The 26,942-nt window shown below is 71.2% G+C and carries 25 protein-coding genes, 1 tRNA gene and 4 pseudogenes; 11 read left to right on the forward strand and 19 right to left on the reverse strand.

Features of this window, described 5'->3' with window-relative positions:
* Positions 1-30 precede the first annotated feature (30 nt).
* Positions 31-939 carry a hypothetical protein gene (locus tag ACIHEJ_RS29750; protein ID WP_400140176.1) on the reverse strand — a complete coding sequence of 303 codons (909 nt, stop codon included), beginning with the start codon at positions 937-939 and terminating at the stop codon, positions 31-33.
* Between the two features lie 262 nt (positions 940-1,201).
* Here ACIHEJ_RS29750 and ACIHEJ_RS29755 point away from each other — a divergent pair, with 262 nt between their 5' ends.
* Entirely contained in the window at positions 1,202-1,717 is a 516-nt protein-coding gene (locus ACIHEJ_RS29755; RefSeq protein ID WP_400140177.1) for a hypothetical protein, read from the forward strand.
* On the opposite strand, the gene ACIHEJ_RS29760 is transcribed toward ACIHEJ_RS29755, so the two are convergent.
* On the reverse strand, positions 1,714-4,602 hold the full coding sequence (locus ACIHEJ_RS29760) for a lectin (protein ID WP_400140178.1): 2,889 nt from the start codon (positions 4,600-4,602) through the stop codon (positions 1,714-1,716). The two genes, ACIHEJ_RS29755 and ACIHEJ_RS29760, sit on opposite strands and share 4 nt — an antisense overlap.
* A gap of 269 nt (positions 4,603-4,871) precedes the next feature.
* Between ACIHEJ_RS29760 and ACIHEJ_RS29765 the strand changes: the two genes are divergently transcribed.
* Positions 4,872-6,707, forward strand: a complete 1,836-nt coding sequence (locus tag ACIHEJ_RS29765; protein ID WP_400140179.1) for an arabinofuranosidase catalytic domain-containing protein — start codon at positions 4,872-4,874, stop codon at positions 6,705-6,707.
* A gap of 4 nt (positions 6,708-6,711) precedes the next feature.
* On the opposite strand, the gene ACIHEJ_RS29770 is transcribed toward ACIHEJ_RS29765, so the two are convergent.
* The 5 genes from ACIHEJ_RS29770 to ACIHEJ_RS29790 all read right to left on the reverse strand — a co-directional run bounded on the left by ACIHEJ_RS29770 (position 6,712) and on the right by ACIHEJ_RS29790 (position 10,349).
* Positions 6,712-7,080 carry a sensor histidine kinase gene (locus tag ACIHEJ_RS29770; RefSeq protein ID WP_400140265.1) on the reverse strand — a complete coding sequence of 123 codons (369 nt, stop codon included), beginning with the start codon at positions 7,078-7,080 and terminating at the stop codon, positions 6,712-6,714.
* Between the two features lie 40 nt (positions 7,081-7,120).
* A complete protein-coding gene (locus ACIHEJ_RS29775) occupies positions 7,121-8,797 on the reverse strand; it encodes an APC family permease (RefSeq protein ID WP_400140180.1) in 1,677 nt (558 codons plus the stop codon).
* A gap of 100 nt (positions 8,798-8,897) precedes the next feature.
* A complete protein-coding gene (locus tag ACIHEJ_RS29780) occupies positions 8,898-9,056 on the reverse strand; it encodes a hypothetical protein (protein ID WP_400140181.1) in 159 nt (52 codons plus the stop codon).
* The gene (locus ACIHEJ_RS29785; RefSeq protein WP_400140182.1) at positions 9,014-9,844 is read right to left on the reverse strand and encodes a trypsin-like serine peptidase; all 831 of its coding nucleotides are present in this window, start codon (positions 9,842-9,844) and stop codon (positions 9,014-9,016) included. Before ACIHEJ_RS29785 ends, ACIHEJ_RS29780 begins: the two co-directional genes overlap by 43 nt.
* 103 nt (positions 9,845-9,947) lie before the next feature.
* A complete protein-coding gene (locus tag ACIHEJ_RS29790) occupies positions 9,948-10,349 on the reverse strand; it encodes a VOC family protein (RefSeq protein ID WP_400140183.1) in 402 nt (133 codons plus the stop codon).
* A gap of 80 nt (positions 10,350-10,429) precedes the next feature.
* On the opposite strand from ACIHEJ_RS29790, the gene ACIHEJ_RS29795 reads away from it, so the two are divergent.
* Both ACIHEJ_RS29795 and ACIHEJ_RS29800 read left to right on the forward strand, forming a co-directional pair.
* Positions 10,430-11,212 (forward strand): TetR/AcrR family transcriptional regulator, encoded by a 783-nt coding sequence (locus ACIHEJ_RS29795; RefSeq protein ID WP_400140184.1) that lies wholly within the window; start codon positions 10,430-10,432, stop codon positions 11,210-11,212.
* Positions 11,213-11,570: 358 nt separating this feature from the next.
* A complete protein-coding gene (locus ACIHEJ_RS29800) occupies positions 11,571-11,897 on the forward strand; it encodes a hypothetical protein (protein ID WP_400140185.1) in 327 nt (108 codons plus the stop codon).
* A gap of 29 nt (positions 11,898-11,926) precedes the next feature.
* On the opposite strand, the gene ACIHEJ_RS29805 is transcribed toward ACIHEJ_RS29800, so the two are convergent.
* Positions 11,927-13,189, reverse strand: a complete 1,263-nt coding sequence (locus ACIHEJ_RS29805; RefSeq protein ID WP_400140186.1) for an alpha/beta hydrolase family protein — start codon at positions 13,187-13,189, stop codon at positions 11,927-11,929.
* Positions 13,190-13,224: 35 nt separating this feature from the next.
* On the reverse strand, positions 13,225-14,235 hold the full coding sequence (locus ACIHEJ_RS29810; protein ID WP_400140187.1) for a LysR family transcriptional regulator: 1,011 nt from the start codon (positions 14,233-14,235) through the stop codon (positions 13,225-13,227).
* A 72-nt stretch (positions 14,236-14,307) separates the two neighbouring features.
* On the opposite strand from ACIHEJ_RS29810, the gene ACIHEJ_RS29815 reads away from it, so the two are divergent.
* On the forward strand, positions 14,308-14,697 hold the full coding sequence (locus tag ACIHEJ_RS29815; protein WP_400140188.1) for a RidA family protein: 390 nt from the start codon (positions 14,308-14,310) through the stop codon (positions 14,695-14,697).
* A gap of 80 nt (positions 14,698-14,777) precedes the next feature.
* Here ACIHEJ_RS29815 and ACIHEJ_RS29820 read toward each other — a convergent pair whose 3' ends face one another.
* Both ACIHEJ_RS29820 and ACIHEJ_RS29825 read right to left on the reverse strand, forming a co-directional pair.
* On the reverse strand, positions 14,778-16,019 hold the full coding sequence (locus ACIHEJ_RS29820; RefSeq protein ID WP_400140189.1) for a hypothetical protein: 1,242 nt from the start codon (positions 16,017-16,019) through the stop codon (positions 14,778-14,780).
* Between the two features lie 284 nt (positions 16,020-16,303).
* A complete protein-coding gene (locus ACIHEJ_RS29825) occupies positions 16,304-17,125 on the reverse strand; it encodes an NAD(P)H-binding protein (RefSeq protein ID WP_400140266.1) in 822 nt (273 codons plus the stop codon).
* Between the two features lie 82 nt (positions 17,126-17,207).
* Between ACIHEJ_RS29825 and ACIHEJ_RS29830 the strand changes: the two genes are divergently transcribed.
* The 4 genes from ACIHEJ_RS29830 to ACIHEJ_RS29845 all read left to right on the forward strand — a co-directional run bounded on the left by ACIHEJ_RS29830 (position 17,208) and on the right by ACIHEJ_RS29845 (position 19,772).
* Positions 17,208-17,822 (forward strand): TetR/AcrR family transcriptional regulator, encoded by a 615-nt coding sequence (locus tag ACIHEJ_RS29830; RefSeq protein WP_400140190.1) that lies wholly within the window; start codon positions 17,208-17,210, stop codon positions 17,820-17,822.
* A gap of 371 nt (positions 17,823-18,193) precedes the next feature.
* Positions 18,194-18,274, forward strand: a complete 81-nt coding sequence (locus tag ACIHEJ_RS29835; RefSeq protein WP_351032151.1) for a tryptorubin family RiPP precursor — start codon at positions 18,194-18,196, stop codon at positions 18,272-18,274.
* Positions 18,275-18,440: 166 nt separating this feature from the next.
* Entirely contained in the window at positions 18,441-19,487 is a 1,047-nt protein-coding gene (locus ACIHEJ_RS29840) for a cytochrome P450 (protein ID WP_400140191.1), read from the forward strand.
* 191 nt (positions 19,488-19,678) lie between these two features.
* Positions 19,679-19,772 (forward strand) — tRNA-Leu (locus tag ACIHEJ_RS29845).
* Positions 19,773-19,939: 167 nt separating this feature from the next.
* Here the strand turns inward: ACIHEJ_RS29845 and ACIHEJ_RS29850 are convergent.
* The 7 genes and pseudogenes from ACIHEJ_RS29850 to ACIHEJ_RS29880 form a co-directional block, all read right to left on the reverse strand.
* Entirely contained in the window at positions 19,940-20,839 is a 900-nt protein-coding gene (locus ACIHEJ_RS29850; RefSeq protein ID WP_400140192.1) for a tyrosine-type recombinase/integrase, read from the reverse strand.
* Between the two features lie 85 nt (positions 20,840-20,924).
* Positions 20,925-22,150 (reverse strand): annotated as a pseudogene (locus ACIHEJ_RS29855) (ATP-binding protein); the annotation flags it as partial.
* A gap of 130 nt (positions 22,151-22,280) precedes the next feature.
* Positions 22,281-22,457, reverse strand: a complete 177-nt coding sequence (locus ACIHEJ_RS29860; protein ID WP_400140267.1) for a pRL2-8 — start codon at positions 22,455-22,457, stop codon at positions 22,281-22,283.
* Positions 22,454-22,771 (reverse strand): hypothetical protein, encoded by a 318-nt coding sequence (locus ACIHEJ_RS29865; RefSeq protein WP_400140193.1) that lies wholly within the window; start codon positions 22,769-22,771, stop codon positions 22,454-22,456. The genes ACIHEJ_RS29860 and ACIHEJ_RS29865 overlap by 4 nt, the downstream gene beginning before the upstream one ends.
* A gap of 2 nt (positions 22,772-22,773) precedes the next feature.
* Positions 22,774-23,121, reverse strand: coding sequence for an RRQRL motif-containing zinc-binding protein (locus ACIHEJ_RS29870; RefSeq protein WP_400140194.1), 348 nt, complete (start codon positions 23,119-23,121; stop codon positions 22,774-22,776).
* A pseudogene (locus ACIHEJ_RS29875) lies at positions 23,121-24,225 on the reverse strand (conjugal transfer protein). Before ACIHEJ_RS29875 ends, ACIHEJ_RS29870 begins: the two are co-directional and overlap by 1 nt.
* 106 nt (positions 24,226-24,331) lie before the next feature.
* Entirely contained in the window at positions 24,332-24,601 is a 270-nt protein-coding gene (locus ACIHEJ_RS29880; RefSeq protein WP_400140195.1) for a DUF6284 family protein, read from the reverse strand.
* On the opposite strand from ACIHEJ_RS29880, the gene ACIHEJ_RS29885 reads away from it, so the two are divergent.
* Positions 24,601-25,353 (forward strand): GntR family transcriptional regulator, encoded by a 753-nt coding sequence (locus tag ACIHEJ_RS29885; protein ID WP_400140196.1) that lies wholly within the window; start codon positions 24,601-24,603, stop codon positions 25,351-25,353. The genes ACIHEJ_RS29880 and ACIHEJ_RS29885 overlap by 1 nt on opposite strands.
* 25 nt (positions 25,354-25,378) lie before the next feature.
* Positions 25,379-26,045: pseudogene (locus tag ACIHEJ_RS29890) on the forward strand (histone deacetylase).
* Positions 26,046-26,344: 299 nt separating this feature from the next.
* On the opposite strand, the pseudogene ACIHEJ_RS29895 reads toward ACIHEJ_RS29890, so the two are convergent.
* Positions 26,345-26,942: pseudogene (locus ACIHEJ_RS29895) on the reverse strand (hypothetical protein); the annotation flags it as partial.

Here is a 26,942-nt window from a genome sequence, read left to right on the forward strand (position 1 = left end):
GGCTCGGCCCGATGCGGTGGGGGAGGACGCTCAGGGGCGGTAGGCGGCCAGGCCGACCGTCGACGTGGCCTTGGCCGGCCGACCGGTGCCGTCGGCCCGCAGGGTCACCGTGCCGGCGGGGGTGCGGGCCGCGAGCGTCTTGCCGTCGGGGGACCAGGCCGGCTCGGTGTAGTCGGTGGTGGCGTGCGGGGTGAGGTCCTTGACGTGGTTGCCGTGCATGAAGTCCTCGACGAACAGGTGGTCGTGGCCCGCGACCGAGCGCACGAAGACGACCTCCTCCTCGTTCGGCGACAGGGCCGGCTGGGAGCCCTTGGTGAGCTTGCCGCCCTGCTGGCGCAGGTAGTCGTCGCGGATGTAGACGGCGCCGGTGTCGGCATTGGCGTAGACCGAGGTGCCGTAGTGGCCGGCCGCGTTCGGCCAGACGTTGCCGGTCTGCGGGACCGCGCCGTCCGGGTCCGGGGCCCCGTTCAGGGGCAGGGTCTTCGGGGTGCCGTGGACGGCCTTGGCGGAGACGTACTTCAGCCGGGAGACGCCCTTGGCGCGGGCGGCGAAGATGAGGTTGTCCTTGGCGGGGATGCCGTACCGGGTGTCCTTCTTGGTCACCTGCCAGGTCGGGTGGGACCAGTTCTGGCCGCCGGGGTTCTTGGCGACGACGACGCGCTTGCTGCCGTCGGGGCTGGCGACGTCCAGGTTGCCGGAACCGTCGATGAAGGCGGCCTTGGCGCCGTCCGGGGACCAGGCGAGGTCGCGGACGGGCACCCCGAAGTTCACGCGGTGGCCGTTGATCAGCACGTACTTGGTGCCGTTGCTGACGGTCAGCGTGCCGTGCGAGGCGGGGGCGGCGGCCGACGCGGCGCCGGAGGCGCCCAGCAGCGCGGTGCCGGTGACGGCTGCGGCCACCGCGATGGCGGCGACGGTGGTGCGGGTGCGTGTGGTCATGGTGATCCCCCAGGAACATGGTCAGGTGGTGCGATGCGGCGACACCAGAGCCGCTGCGCCGTCCCCCCGGGCCCGCCGGGGGCCACGCGACCGCCTGCCGCTCTGTCCGTGAGCACAGCGTGTCAAGCCCCGATCTTGGAACGGTCCGTTCGGCGTCACAGGGTCGTAACACGGCCGGCGGACTCCGCTTGCGCCGTCGGCCGGTGATCGTCACTCTGGGCCGGTGATCCTGGTTCCGGGTCGGGTGTGGCAAGGGGGCCCGGTGCGCAGGGCGCTGGGCACCGGACTCCCCGCCGGTGTCTTCTTCGCGGCGTTCGTCCTCGTGGAGTCGGGGTCGTGGCCGGGCGCAGCCGTCGTCCTCCTGGTCCTCAGCCCGTTCCACGGGATCAGGACCGCACGCCGGATGGGCAGGGCGTGGCCCGGTGCGCGGGACATGGACGCGGCCGACCGTGCGGCGGTGGTCCGGGCCACCCGGCGCGGCGAGGAGATCGGGGACCCCCGGCTGGCGCCCGCCGTCGACGGGTACGCCGACGGCCTGCGCCGGGCCGCCGAGGAGGACCGGCTGCGCCGCCCGGTGGTGTGGCTCCTCACCGCGCTCGCGGTCGTGCTCGCCGTGTACGACACCCTCACGGCACCGACCGGGCAGGTCGTCGCGTCGTGGCTGGCGGTCGTGCTCTTCGTCGCCGACATCGCCTGGTGGCCGCGCTGCCGGGACCGCCTGCTGGCCCGGGCACGACGGGCGCAGAGGGTGGCCCGCCGCGCGCCGGACGGCGGTTAGGAGGCGGCGGCCCCGAAGCCGAGGGCGAAGACGTGCAGGCCGCCGGTGGCGACGTCGGACGGCAGGCGCACACTGCGGACCGTCCTGCCCCGGGCCAGGGACACGGGAGCCGTGGCGAACACGTACGTCTTCACCTCGTCGGCCGTGGTGCCGGCGTGGTTGCGATAGCGGGTGGTCACCGCGACGGTGTTGTCGGAGAGCGGTGCGGCGGCGCCGGCGTTGAGCGTCCAGTCGGAGAACTCCACCCCGACCTGCTGGGTCGTGCCGTCCGTGTAGGTGACGAGTGCGGTGCCCGAGGACGGGCCGTTGTTGGCGGCGCCCAGGAAGGACAGGGTGCCCGAGCCGGAGACCCGGACCGTCTGACCGTTGGCCTCGTAGTTGTCCGCCGTGGTGGGCGCGGCGTCCGGCCAGGTGAAGGACGTCGCGCCGACGGTGATCCGTGAGCCCGGGGTGACCCCTGCGGCCGACAGCGCGTCGGCGGAGTAGCTGTGGCCCGCGCCGTCGAGGTCGGCCGTGGCGGTCGCCGCGTCGCCGGACGTGCCGACATTGGTGTAGGTCGGGGTGCCCGGGTACGAGCGGGGCGCGGCGGAGGCGTCGGAGGCCCACGACGGGTTGGCCGAGGTGCCCAGTTCACAGCCGAGGGTGCCGCCGGTGGTGAGCGCGCCGGCGGGCGCGTACGCCTTGTTCCAGGGCGTGCCCTGCCAGGTGGCCGACTGCACGTACGGAGCGTCGTCCGCCGCGCCCGCGCCGTCGATCGTGAGGGTGTGGCCGGACGGCAGGGTGATCACCGCACGGGGGAAGAGCGGGCTGCCGAGTGCCAGGTCGGCGGTGCCGGGCGTCTCGGGATACATGCCGAGGGCGGACCACACGAACCAGGAACTCATCTCGCCCAGGTCGTCGTTGCCGGCCAGCCCCGCGGGGCTGTCGGTCCAGATCTGGTCCTGGATCTGCCGGACGACCTGCTGTGTCCGGTACGGGCGGCCGACGTAGTCGTACTCCCAGGGGATGTTCAGACTGGGCTCGTTGCCCAGGTCGGTGTGGCCGCCGGCGCCGGTCAGGGAGGACAGGTCGGTGTCGAGGTAGCGGGCCATGGCCGCGTCGCCGCCCATGGCCGTGGCCAGGCCGTGCAGGTTGAAGGGCACCATCGGGGTGTACTGCCAGGAGTCGCCCTCGACGAAGTACTTGCCCGAGGTCGGTGTGAATCCCGCCGTCCACGTGCCCGAGGCGGTGCGGGGCTGGACGAATCCGCTGCCGAAGTGGAAGAGGTTCTGCCAGTGCTGCGCCCGGTTCACGAACCGGCGCTGGTCGGCGGTGTCGCCGAGGGCTCCGGCGAACGCGGAGACGGCGAAGTCGGCCGCGTCGTACTCGAGGGTGGTGGCGGCCGGGCCGTAGTAGTTGCAGCAGCCGTACTTGCCGTTGCTGGGCAGCCAGCCCAGCTGCTGCAGGTAGTCGAGACCGGGCCGGTTGTCGTTGGCGCCGGTGGCGTCCGCGACCATCGCCCGCAGCGCGGCGTCGGTGTCGAAGTGCCTGGCCCCGAAGGCGTAGTAGCCGGCGAGGATCTCGTCCGCCGGGTCGCCGACCATGACGTGGGTCTCGCCGTTGTTCTCCGACCACTTGGGCAGCTGCCCGGTCTGGCGGTGGTCGTCGACCATCGACTGCGCGGTGTCGGAGGCGACGTCCGGGGCGACGAGCGCCTCCAGCTGGGCCTGCGAGCGGTAGACGTCCCAGCCGGAGTAGTTGGCGTAGGCGGCTTCGTGGCCCGGGTCCACCGTGTGGGGCCTGCCGTCGAAGCCGGGGTAGCGGCGGTCGACGTCACTGATGACGTTCGGGTGGAGCAGTGTGTGGTACAGCGCGGTGTAGAAGACGGTCTGCCGGCTGGGAGTGCCGCCGCTGATCCGCACCCGGCCGAGCAGCGAGTTCCAGTCCTGGTGCGCCGCGTCGCGTACCGCGCCGAAGTCCCAGCCGGGGTTCTCGGCCCTGCGGTTGGCCGCCGCTCCGGCGACCGACACGTACGAGAGCCCGACCTTGGCCTGCACGGTCCGCCGGCTGGTGGTGTCGAAGGTGACATAGCCGTCGGTGCCGGTCGCCCGGGGGGCGAAGATGTGCGGTGTCCGGGGAGGGGTGCCGTGCGGCACCGGTTCGTTCGGTGCCTCGGGCACGTCGGGCGAGACCTCCGTGCTGGACGCCGACGGTGTCGCCCGGGCCGCAGCGGTGCCGCTGTGCTCGAACGGCCGGTCGAAGACCATGTCGAAGTAGACGGTGTAGGAGTTCTTCATGCCGCAGAAGTTGCCGCTGGTGACCTGACCGCTCACCTCGCTGTCGCCCACCACCGTGAACCGGGTGTCGGAGACACCGTTCTGACTGGCTGTCATCTTGAACAGCAGGTTGGCCCGGTCGGTGGCGGGAAAGGCGAACCGTGCCATCCCGCTGCGGGTCGTCGCGGTCAGGTCCGTCGTGACGCCGTTGTCGAGCGACACCGTGTACGAGCCCGGAGCGGCGGACTCCCGGCCGTGCGAGAAGCCCACCGAGGCGTCCGTGTCGACCGCGCCGACGGTCGGCAGCACCGGGATGTCACCGGCGGCCCGGCAGCCCGGCCCCGCGATGTGGGTCAGGCTGAATCCGCCGATGGACGAGTCGCCGTACTCGTAGCCGCCGCCGTCCGGCCGGTGCGGTGTGGTGTCGGGGCTCCACTGGACCATCCCGAACGGGGTGTCGGCACCCGGGAAGTCGTCGGCGGCGTGCGAGGTTCCGATGAACGGGTTCACGAGGGAGGCGGGATCGGCGACCGGAGGTGGCGCGGCGGACGCGGCACGGCCGGGTGCGGGCGCGGCGGCCACCAGCAGTGCGCCGACGGCCAGCACGGTCGGGAGGCGGAACGGCACCATCGTGACCCTGTCCCTTCGACAACGTTGTCCCGAAGCTCGCCTCTTCGGCCCCCGCTGTCAAGGACGCGTGGTGCAGAACCAGCCGTTCGCCTGATGCGGCGTCACATGAGGTACGTAATCAACATCTTGGCTCACGTCCAAAACTTTTCATAAGGTCAAAGCAACAAATCTTGACGACAACCATCAGTGTGCGTACCTTCCGCAACGGCCGCTCAGTGCTCCAACTCGTCTGTCACGAACAGGAATTCACCCCCTACGAGGAGCCCCGTATGCGCGGAACCCGAAGGCCACTCGCATCGGCCCTGGCCGTCATCGCCCTGCTCCTGGGCGTGCTGCTCGGCCTGCCCACCCCGTCCCAGGCCGCCGGTTCGCTGCCCTGTGACCTCTACGGCGGCGCGGGCACTCCCTGTGTCGCCGCGCACAGCACGGTGCGCGCACTCCTGTCCTCCTACGCCGGCCCGCTGTACCGGGTGACCCGGGCAACCGACGGGGCCGGCGCCGACATCGGACTGCTGTCCCCGGGCGGTTACGCCGACGCCGGGCAGCAGGACAGGTTCTGCGCCGACACCACGTGCCGCATCACCGAGATCTACGACCAGACGTCCCGGCACAACGACCTCACCCCGGGACCGGCGGGCACCTCCGGCATGGGCGCGGACCGGGGCGCGGACGCCTCCGAGATCGCCGTCACGGCCGGCGGACACAAGGTGTACGGCGTGTGGATCTCGCCGGGAGTCGGCTACCGCTCCACCGGAGCCGCCTCCGGCGTCGCCGTGAACGGACAGCCGGAAGGCGCCTACATGGTGGCCAGCGGCACCCACGTCGGCTCCGCCTGCTGCTTCGACTACGGCAACGCCGAGAGCACGCCGGCCGACACCGGCAACGGCCACATGGACGCGGTGAGTCTCGCGACCACCTGCTATTTCGCGCCGTGCACCGGGTCCGGGCCCTGGGTCGAGGCCGACCTGGAGAACGGCATGTTCCAGGGCGACAACGGCTCCAACACCGCCAACCGGGGCAACGCCGGCACCTACGTCACCGCGGTGCTGAAGAACAACGGGCAGACGCGGTACGCGCTCAAGGGCGGCGACGCGCGGTCCGGCGGGCTCACCACCTGGTGGGACGGCGCCCTGCCCACCCGCGGCGGCTACCAGCCCATGCACCAGGAGGGCGGCATCATCCTCGGCACGGGCGGCGACAACAGCAACTGGAACATGGGCACGTTCTTCGAGGGCGTGATGGTCTCCGGCTACCCCACCGACGCGGCCGAGAACGCGGTCCAGGCGAACATCGTCTCCGTCGGGTACTCCGGTGAGACCAACGTGCCCAACGGCCCGCAGGGCACCGTCACCGGCCCCGGCGGCACGTGCGTCGACGTGGCCGCCGACGACACCGGCGCCGACGGGGCGGCCGTACAGCTGTGGGACTGCCAGTCGTACGCCGAGGACCAGCACTGGACCCACAACGCCGACGGTTCCCTCGCCACCCTCGGCCGGTGCCTGGACATCGAGGGCAACGGGACGGCGAACGGCACGAAGGCCGAGCTGTGGGACTGCAACGGTGTGGCCGGTCAGAAGTGGGTGCAGCGGAGCGACGGATCGCTGCTGAACCCGCAGTCGGGCCGCTGCCTGGACTCGCCCAGCGGTGCCACGGCCGACGGCACGCGGCTGCAGATCTGGGACTGCAACGGCTCGGCGGCCCAGAAGTTCTCGGTCGACGCAGGCGCCCCGATCGCGGGCCCGGGCGGTGCGTGCGTCGACGTGGCGGCCGACGACACCGGCGGCGACGGGGCGGCCGTACAGCTGTGGGGCTGCCAGTCCTGGGCGGTCGACCAGCACTGGTACCACCGCTCCGACGGTTCCCTCGCCACCCTCGGCCGGTGCCTGGACATCGAGGGCAACGGGACGGCGAACGGCACGAAGGCCGAGCTGTGGGACTGCAACGGTGTGGGCGGTCAGAAGTGGGTGCAGCGGAGCGACGGATCGCTGCTGAACCCGCAGTCGGGCCGCTGCCTGGACTCGCCCAGCGGTGCCACGGCCGACGGCACGCGGCTGCAGATCTGGGACTGCAACGGCTCGGCGGCCCAGAAGTTCCGGCTGGGCTGACGCTTCAGCGGTCCGCGTCCGCGTCCGCGTCCGCGGTCAGCATCAGCCGGAACAGGGCGCCCTCTCCCGGCGCCTGATGCGTGGTCGGTCCGGCGTGGTGGGTGAGGGCGATCTGCCGGGCCATGGCCGGACCGAGGCCCGGGCCGGGGAGAGCGCGGGCGGCCCGGGCCCGGTTGCAGCGGTCGAACACGTGCGGCAGATCGGCGGAGTCGATGCCGGGTCCGTGGTCGCGGACGGTGATCTCCAGCCCGTCACGGTCCGGTGACCGGTGCACGGCCACCGCGACCGGGCCGCCGGGCCGGGAGAACTCGGCGGCGTGGTCCAGCAGGTGGGAGAACAGCCGCGTCAGACGGCTCGGGACCGCGGCGGCCAGGGCGGGCCCGGGCCGACGACGACCTGCGCTCCCGGCTGTCCTACGGCTCCGGCGGCCGGCCTGCCGTCGGTCCGAGGACGTCTTCCTCCTCGGGGACCACCACCTGGTCGATCAGGCGCTGGATCTGTTCGCCGGGCAGGGCGACCGCCATCGCCCAGTAGTAGATGACGAGACTGAAGGCCGCGGTCACCCCGATGTCCCACCACAGCGGGAACCAGGGGTGCTCGAGCGGCCCGAAGTCGCTGAGGTAGACGATCAGCCCCATGCCGACCAGGTAGGCCGGCAGCCACTGGGCGGCGCGCAGGTCGAGTTGCGGGGTGATCGGGTTCATCTTGAACACCCGGTTGGCGATCAGGATGACGTAGCCGATGAGGATGGCGACGCCCAGCTTCCAGTCCGTGGTCCACCCCGACCACAGGATCAGCAGGTTGGCGACGACGAAGGCGAGCGGTGACATCCAGCGGCCGCCGGGCAGCCGGTAGGGACGGGGCGCGTCGGGCAGCCGTTCGCGGAACACTCCGAAGGACAGCGGGGCACCTGCGTACATCAGCACGCTGGCGCTGGTGATGAGTCCGACCAGGGAACGCCAGCTGGGGAACGGCAGGAAGCAGACGCAGCCGATCACGAAAGCCGTGATCAGGCCGACCCAGGGGACGCCGCGCCGGTTGGTGGTCTCGAACACGGTGGGCACGTAACCGTTGCGGCTGAGGCCGTAGGAGACCCGGGAGGAGCCGGTGATGTAGATCAGGCCGGTGCCCGCGGGGGAGATCACGGCGTCGAGATAGAGGACGGTGGCGAGCCAGCCGAGGCTGAGGAGCGTGGCCACTTGGGCGAAGGGACCGCTCAGGGTGGTGAACGCGGAGTCGGCCCAGTGACTGCCGATCTGGGCGGCGGGCAGTGCGGCGAGGAAGGTGACCTGCAGCATGATGTAGATCAGGATGCCGATGACGATGGATCCGATCACCGCACGCGGGATGTCCCGCTTGGGGTTGGCGCTCTCACCGGCGAGCTGGTCGGCCTGCTCGAAGCCCAGCAGCGCGAAGATGATGCCGCTGGTGGAGACGGCGGACAGGATGCCCTTCGCCCCGTACGGGCTGAAGCCGTCGGCCGCGGTGAAGTTGGCGGTGTGGAACTGGGCGACGGCGAACACGAAGACCGTCAGCAGCGGGATGCCCACCTTCCACCAGGTCGCGGCGCTGTTGGTGCGGGCCAGCAGCCGGATGCTGAGGAAGTTGACGGCCGTGATGACCGCCATCAGCCCGACCGCGACGGCGATGCCGGGCGGGGTCAGGATGTGCTCGCCGCCCTTGATCTTCTCCCAGCCGCTCGCCCAGGAGTAGTGCTGGGCGTAGGTGATCATCGCCAGTACCTCGATGGGCGCGACCGTAGCTGCCTGCAGCCAGGAGAACCAGCCGAACGACGCGCCGGCGGCGCCGCCGAAGGCGTAGTGCGGGAAGCGGGCGGTGCCGCCCGAGACCGGGTACATGCCGCCGAGCTCCGCGTGCACCAGAGCCAGGATCAGGATCGCGAGGCCGCCGATGACCCAGGAGATGATCGCCGCGGGCCCCGCTGCCGCCAGGGCTCCCTGGGCGCCGAAGAGCCACCCGGATCCGATGATGGATCCTTCCGAGGCCCAGATGAGTCCGATGAAGCCGATCTCGCGCCTCAGGCCTGGCTTGTGGGTCTTGGGACCGGGTGCCGTTTCTGACGCTGTCATGGTGCACACCCCTCGGTAGGGTGATGTTCCTCACCATCGTGCCACGGCGCAGGGGACTTGGCGGTGAGCGTGCGGGCGCGAGTTCGGCGGCCCGCGGCCGTCAGCCCGTGGGCGCGGCGCCGGTGACCGCTGCCCGGTGCAGGGCCCTGGTGGCGCTGCCGAAGGGGGCGCTGTAGGAGATCCGGGGGGTGTTGCCGCCCGTGTGGTAGCCGCCGATCACTCCGATGACGGCCCAGCCGCCGGGCCGGGGTACGAGCATGGGACCCCCGCTGTTCCGCCCACGAACGCGTCGCAGGCGCTGCGCGAGAACGTCCCGGGGTCGGCCGGGTCGTCACTGTCCCACCTGGTCGTCCGGCTCCAGCACTCCAGCGGTCTCTCCGTGCCCGCCGGGTAGCCGATCATCCGTACCGGGGCGTGGCGGTAGCCCGTCCCGGTGAGCAGCCGGACGCCGCCGACGGCGTCCTGGATCCGGGTTCCGTCCTGGCCGGGCTCGGTGACCGCGAAGGCGAAGTCGTACGCGGCCCCGGCGTGTTCACCGAGGTCGTAGTACTGCTGCGGGACGTAGACGCCGTCGGTGCGCACCGGGAAGACCCCGAAGGGCTTGCGGGTGTCGTGGTACTGCGGGACGAAGGCCAGATGCCGCTGGGGCGAGGTGCCGGCGTAGCCCTTCAGGCAGTGGCCGGCGCTCAGGACCAGGTCGTGTCCGGGGCTGCGGACGACGGCCCCGCTGCAGGTGCGTCCCGTCCCGCCGGCATCGGTCCAGAAGAAGGTGCCGGCCTGGGGGGACGCCGTCGAAGCCTCCTGCTCGGCGGGATGCGCTCGCCCGGCCGGGGTCCGTCCGTCGCAGGGGCCACGGCGGGTGACACCGTGTCGGTCCCCGAGCCCTTGGCCGGCCCGGCGGGCACTGCGGCCGCCATCCGGGCCGGCGTCCAGTACGCGGCGAGCCGGACGGCGACCGGGTTCGGGCCGCCCGTACCGCCCGCGGCGGAGGCCGCCGGGGTGAGCCCGGCACGGAGCAGCAGGGTTGCCGCACAGACGCCGGCGCATCGCGTGAGTCCGATCCCAGGCACCATCGAATTCCCCTGGGACGGGATCAGCTGACGGTCCATCTTGAGCCGACCATCTCATGCGGCGGGGACCTCGCCCGACGTCACACGTGCCGGCCCGTCCGTGGGGCGGCGTTCCAGTCGACCAACTGGACGATCACCCCGTTGGGGTCGCGCACCTGGAACGCGCGCTCGCCCCACTCCTCCTCGGTCAACGGCATGGTGATCGCGACACCTTCGGCGCGCAGGCGCTCCAGTTCGTCTTCGAGGCGGTCGACGGTGAAGGCGAGAAGGAGGCCGCCCGCGTGTGCGTCGCGCTGGTCCGCCGGGAGGGTCTCCAGCCCCCGCCGCAGGAAGATGACGTTCATCCCGGCGTCGTCGCGCGTGAGGGAGGCGAAGCCGTCGGCGGCCATCTCCTCACGGAAACCGAAGTGCCGCTGCAGAAAGGTGCTGGAGGCCCCGACGTCGTCGACGGTGAGCGACACGGCGCTGGAGGTGATCCTCACGATGCTTCTCCTTCGGCTCGATATTCTGTACGCCGTACAATGTACACAGTACGACGATTCGGTGCGAGAGAATTGCGCCCGTGCCGACGGAACGAACGAGCGCGGGCGACCCGGCCCGCACACTGCAACTGCTGTGGCGTGAGACCGCACCTGCCGGCGGGCGGGGGCCGCGACGCGGGCTGAGCATCGACGCCGTGGTCGAGGCGGCCACCGCCATCGCCGACACCGAAGGCCTGGACGCGGTGACGATGCGCCGCGTGGCGAAGGAACTCGCCGTGGTGCCGATGACGCTCTACACCTATGTCCCGGCCAAGGCCGAACTCCTCGACCTCATGCTGGATGCCGCCTATGCCCGCATGCCCCGGCCGGACACAGCCGGACTGCCCTGGCAGCACCGCGTCAGCGCCATCGCCGACGAGAACAGGGCACTCTTCGAACGCCACCCCTGGGCCGCGGCCGTCTCCACCTCCAGACCCCCGCTCGGACCGGGACTGATGGGGAAGTACGAGCACGAGCTCTCCGCGTTCGAGGGCCTCGGGCTCAGCGACCTGCAGATGGACGACTGCCTGAACCACCTGCTCACCTTCGTACAGGCATCCGCCCGCGCTGCCGCCGACGTCCGCTCCGCCCGCCACGACAGCGCCATGAGCGACCGACAGTGGTGGCAGGTCAACGCCCCGCTCCTCGCCCGGGTCCTCGACGCGAACGCCTACCCCACCGCCGTCCGCGTCGGCACGGCGGCAGGCACCGCGCGCGGCACCGCCTACGACCCCGACCACACCTACGCCTTCGGCCTGCGCCGCATCCTCGACGCCTTCGCTGCTCTCATCGAGCGCAACCGGAACCCGAACAGCTCCACCTGACGCCGTGGACCGGGACGCGGCCGGGCCGGGACAGCCCTCGCACCGGGTACACCGGGCGGGTTCGCTGGCGCGCCACAGGTAGCGGCGGCGCGGGCACCGCGGCACGTGCCGGACAGCGGGGGCGGGCGAGCTGTGGCGCCACCGTGTCCACCAGGCTCTTGCGGGGCGGGCCGCTGAGACACCGGCCGCGTTCCACGCCCGCGCCCGGAGGACGAATGAGGCGCGGCCCGAGGGGTAGGCGCCCGTACCGGCCGGACCGGCCGTACCGGCCGTCCGGGGCGGACGACCCGTCCCGGGCCATGCAGGGATCGTCCTGCTCCCACAGGACCCGTCCTGCCCCCACAGGAAGGAGAACCTGATGAACCTGATGAAGAACCCGATACGGAACGCAGGCGCGGCCGGTGCTGTCGCGGCCCTGGTCGCAGGCGCCGTCCTCACCACCGGCGGCTCCGCGGCGGCGGCCACCGCCGCACCCCTCACGCATGCCGCGACGGGCGCCCCAGCGGGTACCGCGACGGCACCCGCCGACCCCGGCACACCCGCGCACCGCAGCCACCACGCGGGCATCGACCCCTGGGTGGAGGGACAGCTGGCGGAGTACTACCCCGCGGCCAAGCGCCTCATGGCCGCCTACGACCCGTGGATCAAGGACCAGATCGTCCGCTTCGCGCCCCCCTCCCACTAGGTCGGCCACCACCGTCCTGGCCTCGCCGATCAGTCCACGAAGGCCATGTCCGGGTACTTCGCGGACGGGCCCTCCAGCAGCCGTCCGCTGCGGCCGCGCAACCAGTGGTCGAAGTAGGCGGACACATAGGCCTCGTCGGTCCGTGTCGCTGTGGCCGGGTCGATGGTGCCGATGTCGGCGGTCTGTACGCAGGGTGACAGGCGCAGTTGCGGCAGGAGCGCCTCGGCATCGGTGAACGAGGCGTGCTCCGAACCGCGCAGGGTGAGCTGACGCGTCCACCCCGGGGTGTGGGCCCGGAACGCCTGCCAGCCGGGGCCGGTGTCGGTCTCGCCGTCCTTGCCCAGCAGCAGGAAGGGACGGTCCAGGCCGTGCCGGGCGACCGGCATGAGCGAGCCGTCGACGTTGGTCAGATTGCCGTCCATGTCGATCCCCGCGGTGATCCGGTGATCGGCGTCCATCGCCAGCGCAGCCGCGGTGCCGCCCATGGAATGGCCGAACATGCCCACCTCGCTCATGTCCAGCGCACCGGCCAGACCCTCCGGCAGCGGCTGCCCGTCGGCGTCCGGGTTCTGGTGCCGGTTGAGCGCCTCGAGCCGGTCCAGCACGAATCCGGTGTCGGTGACCCGGACGGACAGCGCCTTGCGCACATAGGGGTCGGGATCGGTGGGCGGCAGCATGGTGACCAGTGAGCCGTCCGGGAACTGGACCTCGGGTGACTCGTAGGTGTGGTCGACGGTGACGACGACATAACCCCGGCTGGCCAGGTCGGCCACCAGTGCCGTGCCCCAGGTGCGGGGTTCACCCAGACCCGGGGAGTAGAGCAGCACCGGCAGGCGCCCGCCGCGCCCGGCGGCCACGGGCGCGCCGCGGGTCACATGGGTGACGGTCCCGGCCCAGTCGGCGCGGCCCTTCGGGATGTTCATCCCCAGGTAGTCGTCGGCCGTGACGTCGTCGAAGTGGGCCGCTGCCGCGGGCAGCATGTACGGGGCCGCCGGCCGGCCGGCCGTGTGCTTCGCCGGGTAGTACACGCCGACCATCAGCTCGCGATGGTCCTGCCCGGACCGCCAGGGGTCGGGGCGTGTGCGGTCCACCAGGTGCAGGTCCACCTCACCGACCCGGTACGGGCCGGTCGGGGCGGGAAGGGCCAGATGGCGAGGGGACGTGTGGCTGGGGACGGGCGTGGCGGCGGCAGGGAGGACGGTGGCCAGGGTGCAGAGCGCGGCGCCGGCCCAGACGGCAAGCGTTCGTCGCTCGACGCCCCTGCGGCGGACGCGCGGCTGATGGTTCGTCATGGATCCAGCGTGACGGCCCGACGACCCTCCGCACATCAGGGGACACCCCTCATCCTGCCCCTCGGGGTATCCGTAAGGGACGGCTGGGGCAGCGACGCGGTCTCAGCGGCACGCCCGGCGCCTCCGGCGGCCTCGGCGCCCTGACCGAGCGTCGCCAGCAACGCTCCGATCAGCGGATTCCGGTCGTCCCTGCGCCACGCCACGGCGACCCGGGTGCGGGCCGTGCCGGGGTCGATCCGGCGGAAGGTGACGCCCCTGAGGCGGATGCGGCGGATGCTCGCCGGTGCCAAGGACACCCCCAACCCGGCTTCCACCAGGGCGCACACGGTCTGCCACTCCACCGCGTGCTGGGCGATCCGGGGCGTGAACCCGGCCGCCTCGCACAAGCCGGTGATCTGGTCGTGGAGCCGGGGACCGACCACGCGCGGCAGCAGCACGAACGGCTCGTCGGCCAACTCGGCGATTCGCACGGCGCGTTGGGCGGCCAGGGGATGCGCGGCCGGCAGTACGGCCACGAACGGCTCGCTGAGCACGGTCCTGAAGTCCAGCTCGGGCTCGTCCGGCGGAGGCGGAGGCTCCCGGAGCAGGCCGACGTCGATCGTCCGGTCCCGCAGGGCGTCGAGTTGCGGTGCCGTGGTCATCTCGTGGATGTCGAGCCGAGCGTCGGGAAATCGCTGTCGGAAGTCGCGCAGCACACCCGGCAGGAGGGTCAGCGCCACCGAGGCGGCGAACCCGATCCGCAGCCGTCCGGCCCGGCCGCTGCCGACGGCCCGCGCCCGGGCCAGCCCGTCGGCGAGGCCGGTCAGTGCCCGCCGGGCGGCCGGCAGGAGGGCACGGCCGGCCGGGGTCAGCGTCACGCGTCCTGGCCCGCGGTCGAAGAGCGCATGACCGACTTTCTCCTCCAGCCGGCGGATCTGCTGGCTGAGCGGGGGCTGGGCGATGCCCAGTCGGGCGGCCGCGTGACCGAAGTGCAGCTCCTCGGCGAGGACGACGAAGGCGTGCAGTTGCGGCAGGGGGAGTTTGGGGCGATCCGTGTCCCAGGTCATATCCCCAGTGATATCAGTCCATGCCATATCGTGTATTGGACGTATCAGTGCTGGTCACCTAGCGTTCGTCGCATGACGGAGCGACGCGCGATCCTCAGTGGCTCGGCCTTCGAGGAGCAGATCGGTTACGCCCGTGCCGTGGTCGACGGCGACTGGGTGCACGTGTCCGGGACCACCGGGTTCGACTACGCCACCATGACCATCTCGGACGACGTGGTGGAGCAGGCCGAGCAGTGCCTGCGCACCATCGAGGCCGCGCTCACCGAGGCGCAGTGCTCCCTCGCCGACGTGGTGCGGGTGCGCTACCTGCTGCCCGACCGCGCCGACTTCGAACCCTGCTGGCCGGTGCTGCGCCGTGCCTTCGGCGAGGTCCGCCCGGCCGCCACCATGCTGCAGTGCGGCCTCGCCGACCCCCGCATGAAGATCGAGATAGAGGCGTACGCCCGCCGCAGGACGGACTGACCCCACGGCGAGCCGGTGCACGGGCCGGCGGTGCGGCCGGGTCGGCGGGCCCCGGCGCCGGGCCCTGCACTGCCGTCGCGTCAGGACGACCCTGCCGTCTCCTTCACCTGTTTCGTGGGGTGCAGGAAGAAGCTCCACCCGCCCTCCGGCTTCTCGCCGACCTGCAGGGTGCGCAGTTGCGCGAGGATGCCGGGGTCCTGGGCGTCGAGCCAGTCCACGAACTGCCGGAACGAGACCAGGCGTACGTCCGGCCATCCGGCGATCTGCCTGAGGGCCTCCTCGACCGCGTCCATGTAGATGCCGCCGTTCCACTCCTCGAAGTGGTTGCCGATGAACAGCGGGGCCCGGTTCGTCTCGTACGCACGCTGGAACCCGGCCATGTAGGACTGCGCCGCCTGCGCGCGCCAGTAGGGGTAGTTGTAGGAGGGTGCCCGTGTCGAGTTCGCGGACTGGTTCGCCAGCATGTTGTAGTCCATGGACAGCACTTCGAAGGAGTGCCCGGGGAAGGGGATGTTCTGCAGGGGCAGGTCCCAGATCCCCTCCCGTTTTCTCGGCCAGCGCTGCAGCCCGCCCGGTGAGGACGCGTCGTAGCGCCAGCCCATCTCGCGCGCGACCGGCAGCAGGTTCTCCTGTCCGAGCAGGCAGGGGGTGCGTCCGCCGATCAGTTCCCTGTCGTAGTCGAAGGGCAGCGGCGGCTCGTCGTGCCAACCGGTGTTGGTGCGCCAGGACTTGACGAACGACCGCGCCTGCTCCAACTCCGAACGCCACTGCGCCGCGGTCCAGTCGGCCACCGAACCGGGGCCGTCGCAGAAGTGTCCGTTGAAGTGCGTGCCGATCTCGTGACCGTCAAGCCAGGCCTGACGCACGTACTTCAGCGTCTTCTTGAGGTGCTCGTCGGTGAGGTAGCCGATGTCGGAGGCGCCGACCGGGTTGTTCGGCGGCCGGTACAGCCGCTTCTTCCCCTCCGGCAGCAGATAGAGACCGGAGAGGAAGAACGTCATGCGCGCGTCGTGGGCACGGGCGAGCTCCAGGAAGCGCTGGAACAGGCCGGTTCCCACCTCGCCGGCGCCGTCCCAGGAGAACACCACGAACTGCGGGGGAGTCTCGCCGGGTTCCAGGGGGGTGGGCGCGTCCGGCTGGTTCGGCTGCCGTCCGGTGTACGACGTCGAGCCGTCCCCGATCAACCGGGGCGCCTCCGCTCCCGGCCCTGCGGCGCCGAAAAGCCCCTGTACGCTCCCGCACGCGGCCGACGAGGCGGCGACCACACCGAGGCCGGCGCCCAGGCCGAGGCGCGCCACGCCTCGTCGGCTGATTCCACTCATGCCCATCCCAACCCGCGTCCTGCCACGACGCGTTGTGCGCCCCCTCAGCCGGTTCTCCCCACACACCGTACGATAGAGGCGATAAGCATATAAATATGATCATTTCGTGCGGCGTGGCGCGCAAAAGGGTCGCTGTCGGACCAGCGGGGCCGGTGCGGCGGGTACGCGACCGGGGGCGGTGAGGGGCTGTCGGGTGCGCGGACCGGAGTGCCGGGCCCGTCCGGTGGGCCGCCGGCCGTGGCGGGTCCGGCGGCCCGTTCCCGGCATCGGCGGACGCCGCCGGTTCAGCGGAAGGCTGCGACGTGGCGTGCCGCCCAGGCCGCGAACGGGGTCGCGGGCCGGCCGAGCAGGCGCCGCACGTCCTCGCCGACCGACTGCTCCTGCGGGGTGGGTTCGCCGAGGATGGCGAGGGTGCCCTCGGCGACCTCCGGCGGCATGAACCGGACCATCTGCGCGCGGGCTTCCTCGCGGCTCTGCTCCACGAACGCCACCGGTTCGCCGAGTGCCCCGGCGATGGCGGCGGCTCGCTGTCGCGGTGTCGTGGCCGCCGGGCCGGTCAGCGTGTAGGTGGCGCCGTCGTGCCCGTCCTCGCGCAGGACGGCCGCGGCCACCGCGGCGACGTCGTCCGGGTCGACGAACGGCAGGGCCACGTCGGCGAAGGGTGCCGCCGCGGTGCGGTGCCGGCGGATCGGCTCGGCCCAGGCGAGCGCGTTGGAGGCCAGCCCGCCCGGGCGCAGGAGGGTGAACGCGAGCCCCGACCCGGCCACGGCCGCCTCGAAGTCCGCGGCGTGCCCGTACGTCCCGGGGCGCGTGCCCACGCCCTGCGAGGACAGCAGCACCACCTTCGCGACCCCGGCCGCGGCGGCCTCGCGCAGAAGGCCGGCCGGGTCCTGGCCGGCCACCAGCAGGAAAAGGGCCTTGGCGCCCGCCACGGCGGGTGCGAGGCTCGCCGGTTCGCCGAGATCGGCGGCGACCGCCCGTACGCCCCGCGGCACCTGCTCGTCGCCGATGCGCCGGGCGACGGCCGTCACCGTCTCCCCGGCCCGGACCAACTCGCCGACCAGCGCCCGTCCGACGTTCCCCGTGGCGCCCGCGACAACGATCATCATGTCTCCCCGTGACTGAGTTAGTTGACTAACTAAGTCGAGACGTTAGCGGCCGCGCCCGTCGTTGTCTATCTTTAGTCAGGTGACTGACTCAGAATCCGCCCTCGCGGCCGAGGCTTCGCGGCCCGGCCGGTCCGGCCGGGGTGGCAAGCGTGAGCGCCTGGTGAAGGCGGCCGTCCAGGTCTTCCATGAGCAGGGCGTGGAGAAGACCACCCTCGGCGACATCGCCCGCGCGGCCGATGTGCCGCTGGGCAACGTGTACTACTACTTCAAGGCCAAGGACCAACTGGTCGAGGCCGCGGTGGACGCCCACTGCGAGCAGATCGATGCGCTCACCGCCGAGTTGGACACGCTCCCGGACCCCGCCGCCCGGCTGAAGGCACTCGTCGCCGGCTGGGTCGACCAGCGTGAGACCGCGGCGCGCTTCGGCTGTCCGTTCGGCACCCTCGCCAGTGAACTCGACAAGCGCGACGACGGTCTGGGCGAGGCTCCCGCGAAGGTCATGCGCACCCTGCTGGCCTGGGTGGAGTCCCAGTTCGCCCGGCTCGGCCGCGCCGACGCCGCGGCTCTCGCCGTCGAACTCGTCGCCGCCTACCAGGGCATGGCCCTCCTCACCCACACTCTGCGCGACCCCGGCCTGATGGCCGCCCAGGGGGAGCGGCTCCAGTCCTGGATCGACTCGCTGGCGGGCGCATAGGGTCGCGGGCCGCCGAGGGCGGGGTGCCCTCATCCGGCCAATCTCCGGGCGGGGGAACGGCGGACGGCGGACCGGCGGTCGTCCGCTGACGCCGTCCCGCCGTCCGGCATCCGGACGCCTCGCACCGCCCCTCATCAGCGCGGGAAGTGCGGTGGGCATGTGCCGCGCCGCTCGCGGTCCGTGTGGAGTCAAAGCGGAGCGCCGGTGATCGGCGAAAGTCTCAAACCGACCGGGTGGCAGGGCAATTGGACAGTCTGGTGATTATCCGCTGATCGAAGCAGGGAAGTTTTCCGGCGTCCTCGACACGAGATCTTCGCCGGCCTCCCGGAGTGGTCACGTGTCACCGTCCACCCCCGGGAGGAGGTGCACCGATGAAGCTTCTCTTCGCCATCCGTAACAAGGTTGCGGCCACCAAGAGCCTCAAGGCGAACGCCTGGTACCTCTGGTACTGATTCCGCGCCACCGCGGCGCGGGTGCGTCGACATCGTTGTCCGGCCGGGCTGTGGCAGGCCCGGCCGGACGGCGGTGCCCCCGGCGCACCGCCCCGCCCACCGCAGCCGGCGTACCGCCCCGCCCACGCAGCCACCGTCCCGCCCCGTCCCCCGCATCGGAGTGCCCATGTCGCCGTCGTCCGCCCCGCGTGCGCGCACCACCGTGTTCGCCCCGCGGCTCGCCGCGCTCATCGGTGACCACCTGGGCCAGGACCTGTTCCGGCTGGAACCCGACACCATCGGCGTCGCGGGGCACGAGGTCGCCGACCGCATCCTCGCCGCGCGCAGGGCGACGGAGACCGAGCGCCCCACCTTCAAGCCCTTGCACGGACGTTCCATCACGCGGACCGAGGCCTCCACCGTCACCCGCACCATCGGCAACGACGTGCGCGACGCCCTGGCCGCGCCCGTCCCCCAGGACGTGGACCTCACCGGTTCCTGGCCGCTGACCGGGCACCTCTTCCTGCGCGACCTCATCCTCGGTCAGGACCCCCGGCGGCTCCGCATGCTCATGAGCCGCACCCTCGAACTCACCCCCAAGCTCACCTGGTCGGTGATCGCGATCGGGGCCGCCCTGCCCGGCTGGCCCCGGCCGGACGACCGGCTCACGGGCCTCGCGTCCCGCACCGCGCGGGCACAGGGGTACCAGGAACGCCGGTACGCGATGGGCATGTACCGCCGGGCGGCGGCTCCCGTGTGCTTCACCGTCTCCACCCTCGTGGCCAACGCACTCTGGCTGGGCTCGCCCTTCGACGCCGGCACATCCAACCGGAACATCATCCTCGAGTCCCTGCGGCTGCTGCCGCCCTCGTGGAACATCCTGCGCAACGCCTCGCCCGAATACCCCGCCGTCGACGCCCGGATCGGCGAGCGTGACGACGTTCTGCTGCTGCCCCTGCTCTCCCATCGCGACCCGGCCCTGTGGGACGACCCCGACTCCTTCCGCCCGGAGCGCTGGGACGGCCTCGACCCGGACGGCACCCCCGGCTATCTGCCCTTCGGCCACTCGTCCGAGCGCTGCTGGGGCCGGCACATGGTCATGCCGCTCGCCGAACTGCTGCTGGACCTGGTCCGTGGCGCCGGGCTGGTCGTCGACCCCGGGCAGCGGGTCGGCAAGGTCCCGCTGCTCGGTCTGCTGGGCGTGGAGGACGTACGGCTGACCCGGTCCCGCTGACCGCGGCTCCCGCAGGCATCCGTTGTCCGGGATCGGCCCCGCCCTCTCTATGTCAGGTAACCTGACAGGTGGCGCGACGGAACCGGAGGACCGAGAACACATTCAACCTCTTCACCGTCGAGGGCCCGAGGGGTGACATCATCCCGGCCCACTCCCACGCGGACACGCACGAGGTCTTCTACGTCACCCAGGGCGCGGTGCGACTCCTCGTGGCGGACCCGGAGGGCGAGCAGCACGAGAAGCTGCCGGCTCAGCCCTTCCCAGGTTCGAATCCTGGCGCCGCCACGCTGAGAGAAACCCCCTCCGACCGGCCGTCATGGCCGGTCGGGGGGTTTCTCGTTGCTGATCTCGTTTGATTCGTCACGGACGGGACGCGGACGTGTCTCACCTCATACCGCGTGCATCCCACTGTCGACCAGTGTGCGTCCCCCAGGTGTCCCCCGGGGAGCGCGTCACTCCGGCTCGTTCCACTCCCGGAGAGCCGCGTCGATCCGGCTGTTCGCCCGCTCCCGGGTCTGGTCAAGCACCTTGGCGTACACCTTGTGCAGCACTGCGATGCTGTGGCCTGCGCGGCGGGCGCACTCCATCGCGTCCACGCCGGAACTGAGCCAGAGCGACACTCCAGCGTGCCGAAGGTCGTAGGGGCGGCGGGCCAGCAGCGAGGCTGTCTCTGCCTCGCTCAGTACGTCCCGGCGGGCCTTTGCCCATACCTCCCCGTAGCCGGTCTCCTGTAGCAAGCCGTTGCGGTTCGTCCGAAAGAGCCGGCCGTCAGGTGCCGTCCCCTGCTCTGCGATGTGCTGCCGCAGCATGCGGACGAAGTGCGGAGGAATGGGCACCGGTCGGGAATCCTTCTCGGCACGGGCCTTGAGGTGGCGCATCTCGTGAGCCGTCCCGTCGTTCGTCCAGTTTCGTCCGGCGCTGACGATGCCCTGCCGCAGGGTGAGCATGCCCCATCCCGTTTCCGGGAGGTGGCACTGATCCGCGCGCAGTCCGGCGGCTTCGGCCGGACGCATGGCCGCGTAGTACAGGCAGCCGAAGAACGCTTCCAGGTGCCGACCGCGGGGCCCCTGCTCGCGGACGCCCGCCAGAAGCGCGCGCACCTGACGCGGATTGGCGACACTCTCCGGGTCCAAGGCCTCTACTGGCTTTGGGGCGGTCCATTTCACGGCCGCGAGCGGGTTGACCGGGACGGTGAAGTACTTCTCCTCCACGGCGAGTCCCAGAACGTCACTCAGGCACGCACGCTTCCGCTTCGCGGTGCGCGGTGACGCTGCCTTCCCGTCCAGCCGCAACGAGAGGGCGTCCAGGGCCAGGCGTACGGTCGCGAAATCCTCCAGGGCGGACTCCGGCATGGAGTGCTTGGCGACCCAAGCCAAGGCGCGGGCAACGTCATCCGGCGGCGCCTCGTTCCAGCGGTTGCGGTTGTACGCCCACCCGTGCCCAGTCGCCGACACCCTTCAGGTCCGCAATCCAGAACTGCACCGTCCGGTCCAGCGCCAGCCACAGCGCGAGCGCCCGCAGGGCGGCCGTCTTGCCCTGGTTAGACAGACCCGTGACCAGCAGGTGACGCTGATACACGCTCAGCTCCGCCGCGTCCCCGCGCAGATCCTGCCCCCACCGGGCCCGACCCGTCTTGTAGTTCGCGGTCAGTGTCTCGTCGGTGACCAGCGGGGACGGGCCGATCGGCTCGTCCAGCGCCCCCGAGTCGGCGATCCACAGCCGCACCGTCCGCGCGGCTTCCGGGATCGTGATGAACACCTCGTGCTCGTGCCGGGTCAGGTTCTCGGCCAGCTTGCGCCGCTTGTTCTGCACCTCGTTGGTGGCCACCCCGGACGGCAGGGTCACGTCCACCTCGACGCCGCATCCGGCGATGCGGATCGGTCCGAGCATGGAGGCGCCGGCGTCGCCCATCTCCTTGATGGCCCGCGCCAGGGCGGGCACTCCGAGGTCGCGCAGGGCCTTGACCACGATGGACGGGGTGATCGGTTCACCCTCACCGTTGCGGACGTTCGCCGGGAGCGCCCAGGCGGGGGCGGCGTGCTGCTTGCGGCCGACCGACCACAGGGCGAGCAGGGCTAGGAACGGGCCGATGGTGAGCGCCGGACACACCATCTGTACGATCCGGATCAGCAGGGCGATGAAGTCGACGGTCGCTGACAGGGGGCGATGACGTCCCCGACCTGGCCCGTGTTGATGGCCATGACCACGCCGAGGGCGACCAGCACGCCGATGCTCATCCCGGCGCCGACGGCCACTCCCTTGGCGGCCTCGACCGGGGAGTGGAGCAGGTCCATGCGGCGGTGGTGGCGGGCGGCGCGGAAGCGCTGCAACCGCTCCTCCCACTCCTCGGCCGCCTCCAGGTTCCCCGCGGCTTCCGCCGCCCGGATCATCCGCTCGTACCGCGAGCCGGTACGGCCGTCCCACGTGCGGCGGGCCACGATCCGGCCGCCGTTGAGGGTGTAGAGGCTGTGTCGGGCCGTTGCGCGGACGACCGTCTTCGTGCGCTCGTGCGTGACGCCGGTCTTGATGGCACGGCCGGAGCGGACCCACAGCGGCACCGGCCGCGTCGGCGGCGCGTCCGGGACTACGGTGAGCACGGTGGGGGCGGTGTCGGGGGTCGGGGGGTCGGTGGGCTTGTGGAGGTGGACGACGTTCTCAGACATGCTGGAGGTTCTCCTGACTGCCCCGACAGGGGCGGGAGTAAGAGAGAGAGCCGGGGTGGCCGGGTCCGTGGCAGGGACGGCCACCCCGGGGCAGCAGCAACGTGCGGGGAGCGTCACGCGGTGGGCGCGGTCACCACCAACGGGACTTCTTCGGCACGAGGGAGGGGCAGCCGTTGACCATGTGGTCCACGCACTGCGGGCAGTCCTCGCGCGGCTTGAGTTTGCGGTGGATGCGCCGGTCGTGGGCGTGCTGCCAGCACTGCGGGCACTCACCCGGCGGCGTCTCCAGCGGCTTGGCCACGGTCACCACCACCCCGACGACTTCTTGGCCGCCTTGGTACGGGCGACCTCTGTCGTGAGCCGCTGCCGTTCGGCGTGCAGGGCGGTCAGTTCCGCGGTCGGCCGCATCTCGGCCGCGTTGCCGGTGACGTCCATGCGCCGCTCTTCACGGCCCGCGCTACGGCCCCGGGCCACCTTGTAGCCACCGACGGCCAGAGCGCGGGCCATCGCCCGGCGCTCACTGCCGGTCAGCGGCCACCACTCACCCCGGCGGACCGCTTCCAACTTCTTCTCGGTCGCCTGGATCGCGCGGTCCAGGCGGCGTATGTCGGCGTTGCGCATGGTCAGACGCTCCTCGGAGAGTCGCAGAGATCGGGGTAGGCGCACGGCACGCAGGTCCCGAGTGAGGTGGGGATGACGTAGCCCGCATCCCGGCGGCACTGCGGGCAGATGCGGCGGGCCCGGTTCGCCGCCGCGAGCGCTGCCCACCGACCCGGCGTCATCGGCCGGACCGGCTTGGCCAGGTCGACGCGGTACAGGTAGGCGACCAGCGGTTCCCGGCGGCGGCGCGGCCGTTCGAGCGTCGCGGCCACCCCCTGACAGCCGGGCCGCAACCCTTGTGCGCGGAGTTGGCGGCGGGTGGCGTAGCCGTCCGGGGCCAGGCGCCACCGGAACACCGGCAGCGCCCCCATCACGCCGCCTCAGCCGTGGCGGCCCGCTCGGCGAGAGGGGTGTCCCGCAGCGTCCGGGCGTTCGCCGGCGACGTGCGCACCTCCCGGCGGATGCCCTCGGCGGTCACCTTCGCGTCCGGCCAATCGGCCGTCGCCTCCCGTGCTTCAGCGAGCAACTGTTCCGGCGTGCGCTTGGGCCGGGCCGGTTTGGCCGCGTCCGGCACGCGGCCGGTGGCGCGGCGCGGCCGGGTCGACTCCGCCGCCACCGCGCGCGCCTCGATCGAGGCGACCGGCGCGGGGTCGACCGGCGGGAGCGGCTTGAGGGGCAGAGTCGACTTGCCCAGGTGGACCGGGACCGGGTCGGGCACGGTCAGCCGGGTCAGCGTCACCACCAGGTCCGGCGTCGATTTCGGCAGGTCAGCCATAGACCGTTTCGTATCGGTCTTGGCGGATTCTTCCGCATTCGTGATCGGTGTGGGACCGAGGGTGATGCTGCCGAACATCGAGGCAAGGGCGGCGTCCGCGCCGGCGGTGACGCGGTCGCGCTGCACGTCCAGCAGCCTCGATCCGAGCGCCACATCCTCGCCCCCGTCCTTGCGGGCCAGCCGCCACGACTTCCGTTCCGACCACTTCTTGACCCGGTCGCTGGGGTGCTGGGTGGCCCGGGCCCGGTGGTAGGCCAGGGCTTGCACCAGATCGGCGGTGCGACGTTCGTTCTCCGCGTCGCGGCCGTTGGTGTGCACCACGATCCGCCGGGCCAGGAACGCCATGCCCTCAGCCGAGACAGACATGCCCATCGGGGTCAGGGCGTAGATCACGGTGCGGCCCGGATCGGGTGCGGCCATCGCCCCCATCACGGCGGCGGCGGCCGGCAGCGACCACAGACCGAGCCGAACGATGCGCGGGGACGACTGGCCCAGCATGGTCAGCCCGAGCAGGACCAGGGCGAGAACGGCCGCGGCGCCCTCACCGGCGGCCGAGCGCACCGAGCGCGGTGCCCCTGCCGTAGGCGTGGCCGATGTTGCTGTACGTGCCGATCCCGCCGAACACGCCCGTCGCCAGCATCGGCACGAACGCGGCGGCCAGCACCCCGATTTGTACGCGGGTCAGCTTCGTGCCGGTCATCGGGCACCCCCTGCCGTGAGCAGGGCGGCGACGATGAGCAGGGCACGGGTGAGCGCGGCCCGCAGGGGGAAGCCGTGCCGGCCGCTCAGGTTCGGGTCGGTGGCGCTCACGCGGCACCCCCGGGAAGGCTCATGTCGGCCGCGCGGTTGACCAGCGCGACCCGGGCGGTCAGCGCGCGGCGGTGAGCCCGGCGGATACGCCGCTCGTCCACCTCGGTCGGCGTGCGGTCCAGGGTGACGATGTGCGCGTCCAGCAAGTCGACGTCCGCGAGGATCACGGGCATCTCCTGCTCAATCCCCTGCAGCTCGGCGTCCGTCGGCTCCATGAAGGGCTCGAACGCGGTAACAGTGTCCTGAACAGTGACGATGTGGTCCATTGGGTCTGGTTCCTCTCGGACAGGAACGGCCCGAACAGCGGCCCCGGTGTTCCCGCACCGGGGCCGCGCGCCAACAGCTCCCAACGGAGTTCGAGTTGGTGGAGCGATACGAAGCGAGCCGCAACACGGTCCGCCTCGCCCTACGGCGCTTGACCGAAGAAGGGCTCATCATCGCTGGTCAGGGGCGGGGTAGCTTCGTTCGCCGCAGCCTGACGCCGGCCGTTTGGGACTGGTCGGTACTGGAGTCTCGGACGCGGCACCAGTCGAACGAACGCGGTGACCAGTGGGCCAGCATCGTGGCCGAAAGTGGTCGCCAACCTCGCCAAGAAGTCCGCGTCTCCATCCGGCGTCCGTCGGCAGAAATCGCGGAGCGCCTGGAGCTGGACCCCGAGACCGCGCTGACTGTCGTCCGGGAACGAGTGCGCATAGTCGATCAGGATCCGTACGCCCTGGCTGACTCCTACTTCCCTGAGGAACTGGTCCGAGGCACGCCGCTCATGCTGCCTGAAGACGTGTCAGCGCCCGGTGGCGTGCTGGCCAGTGTTGGCCTTGTGCAGGCTCGCTACCGGGACGAGTTCACCGTGCGGATGCCGACCCGCGCGGAGGTCGAAAAGCTCTCGCTTCCCTCCGCCACCCCTGTCGCCGTGCACATGCGCACGGGTTACGACGAGAACGACCGGCCTCTACGAGTAATGATCACGATCCTTCCGGGAGACCGTCATGTCATCAGGTACGAGGTTTCGGCAGACTGAGCGCGTCTCCCAGGAGCAAGGGAGAGTGAAGGCACTACACAGCATCGACTCGACGTTGCCGACCGATCATCACCCGGAACAGGTCTGGTACACGTCCTACGGCTCGAACATGCACCTCGACCGGCTCGCCGCATACATCCAGGGCGGTCGCCCACCTGGCGCGGCGAGGGAGTATCCGGGGTGCCGGAACCCGACAATGCCCGCTCGTTCCATCCCCGTTGAACTGACCGGTGCTCTGTACTTCGCCACGGAGTCACCTGTGTGGGGAGGGGGCAGGGCCTTCTACGACCCTCAAGCGAGTGGGCGTGTGCTGGCCAGGGCTCACCTAGTGACTGTCGACCAGTTCTCTGACAGCGGCTCAGGAAATGTACAGGGAACCCGGCGCTGGCGTGGAGCTGGTGGACGTGCTGACTGAGGGGCGCGCCGTGCTAGGCGAGGGCCGCTATGAAACGCTCGTCTGCGCTGGCCAGGTCGACGGGTTGCCGGTTCTCACCTTCACCGCCCCGTGGGGCGTGCAAGACATCGAATGGGTCCCTCCCTCCGCCGCCTACGTGCGCTTCTTGGCCTCAGGTCTCCTGTCGGCCGGTGCCTGGGACGTGGAGGCAGTGGCCTCTTACGTAGCAGCGTGCCCCGGCGCCGCCGGTCACTGGTCGGAGCAGGCCATTACCGATCTCTTGAGCGAGGACGTTTGAGGTGCGCTGGGGACCCGTGGCCAACCTGTGGCCAACAGGCACTCATGCACCACTTGGGGAGGGAGAAACGGCAGGTCACTCCCACATTGCTTGGAGCTGACCGGCCGGTCTTGAAAACCGTCGCGATGCTCCAGCGCGGTGTAACTATCGCTGCTTCATCAAGACGGCTCGCTCCACTCGCTGTCCGACGGTGTCTCGCCGAATGGCATAGCGGCCGGACGGCTCCACGGCTTTGCTCGTACTCTCCGGATCGGGGAGACGAGCCGTCCTCACGCCGTGGTTGGGACACACCCATGGCGTCAGTCACCATTGGTCAGGTGAAGCAGCAACGGCGCGACTGTGTCACGAGCAGCAGCGGATTGGTTCCAGTAGATTCTCGCGGCGGCTAGGTCGTTGGCCTCGCGTGCCGCTAGGCCAAGGAAGTTCAATGCATCCGTGTCCCCCTCGTGGGCAGCGAGTGATTCCCGTGCCTTCGCCCGGGTAGCGTCGTTCGTGCTCAGCAGGGCGGCGCAGTGGGCTGCAATGACGAACCCACTAGCCTTGACATCCTCCAACAGTGCGCGGGCTTCGTCCTTACGGCCATCGAGGGCTTCCAGCGCCGCAAGTGCGAAGCGTGCTGCGGCGATCGACTGGCGGGAGCCCCCCAGGGTCTCCAGGGCCCGACGCCATGCATCTACAGCACCTGCTTTGTCACCCTGTCGTGACCGCAGGTCTCCGATATTGGCTATGGCATCGGTGTTGCCGGCCTCGATGGCCTTGCGGTACCACTCCTGTGCTGCGTCCAGGTCCGGCGGATCAAGCCGGTCGGCGAGCAGAATGCCGAGGTCGCGCATGCATTCGGTGTTGCCGGCCTCGATGGCCTTGCAAAACCACTCCTGTGCTGCGTCCAGGTCCGGC

Source organism: Streptomyces sp. NPDC052301 (assembly GCF_044593395.1).
Taxonomy (GTDB): domain Bacteria; phylum Actinomycetota; class Actinomycetes; order Streptomycetales; family Streptomycetaceae; genus Streptomyces.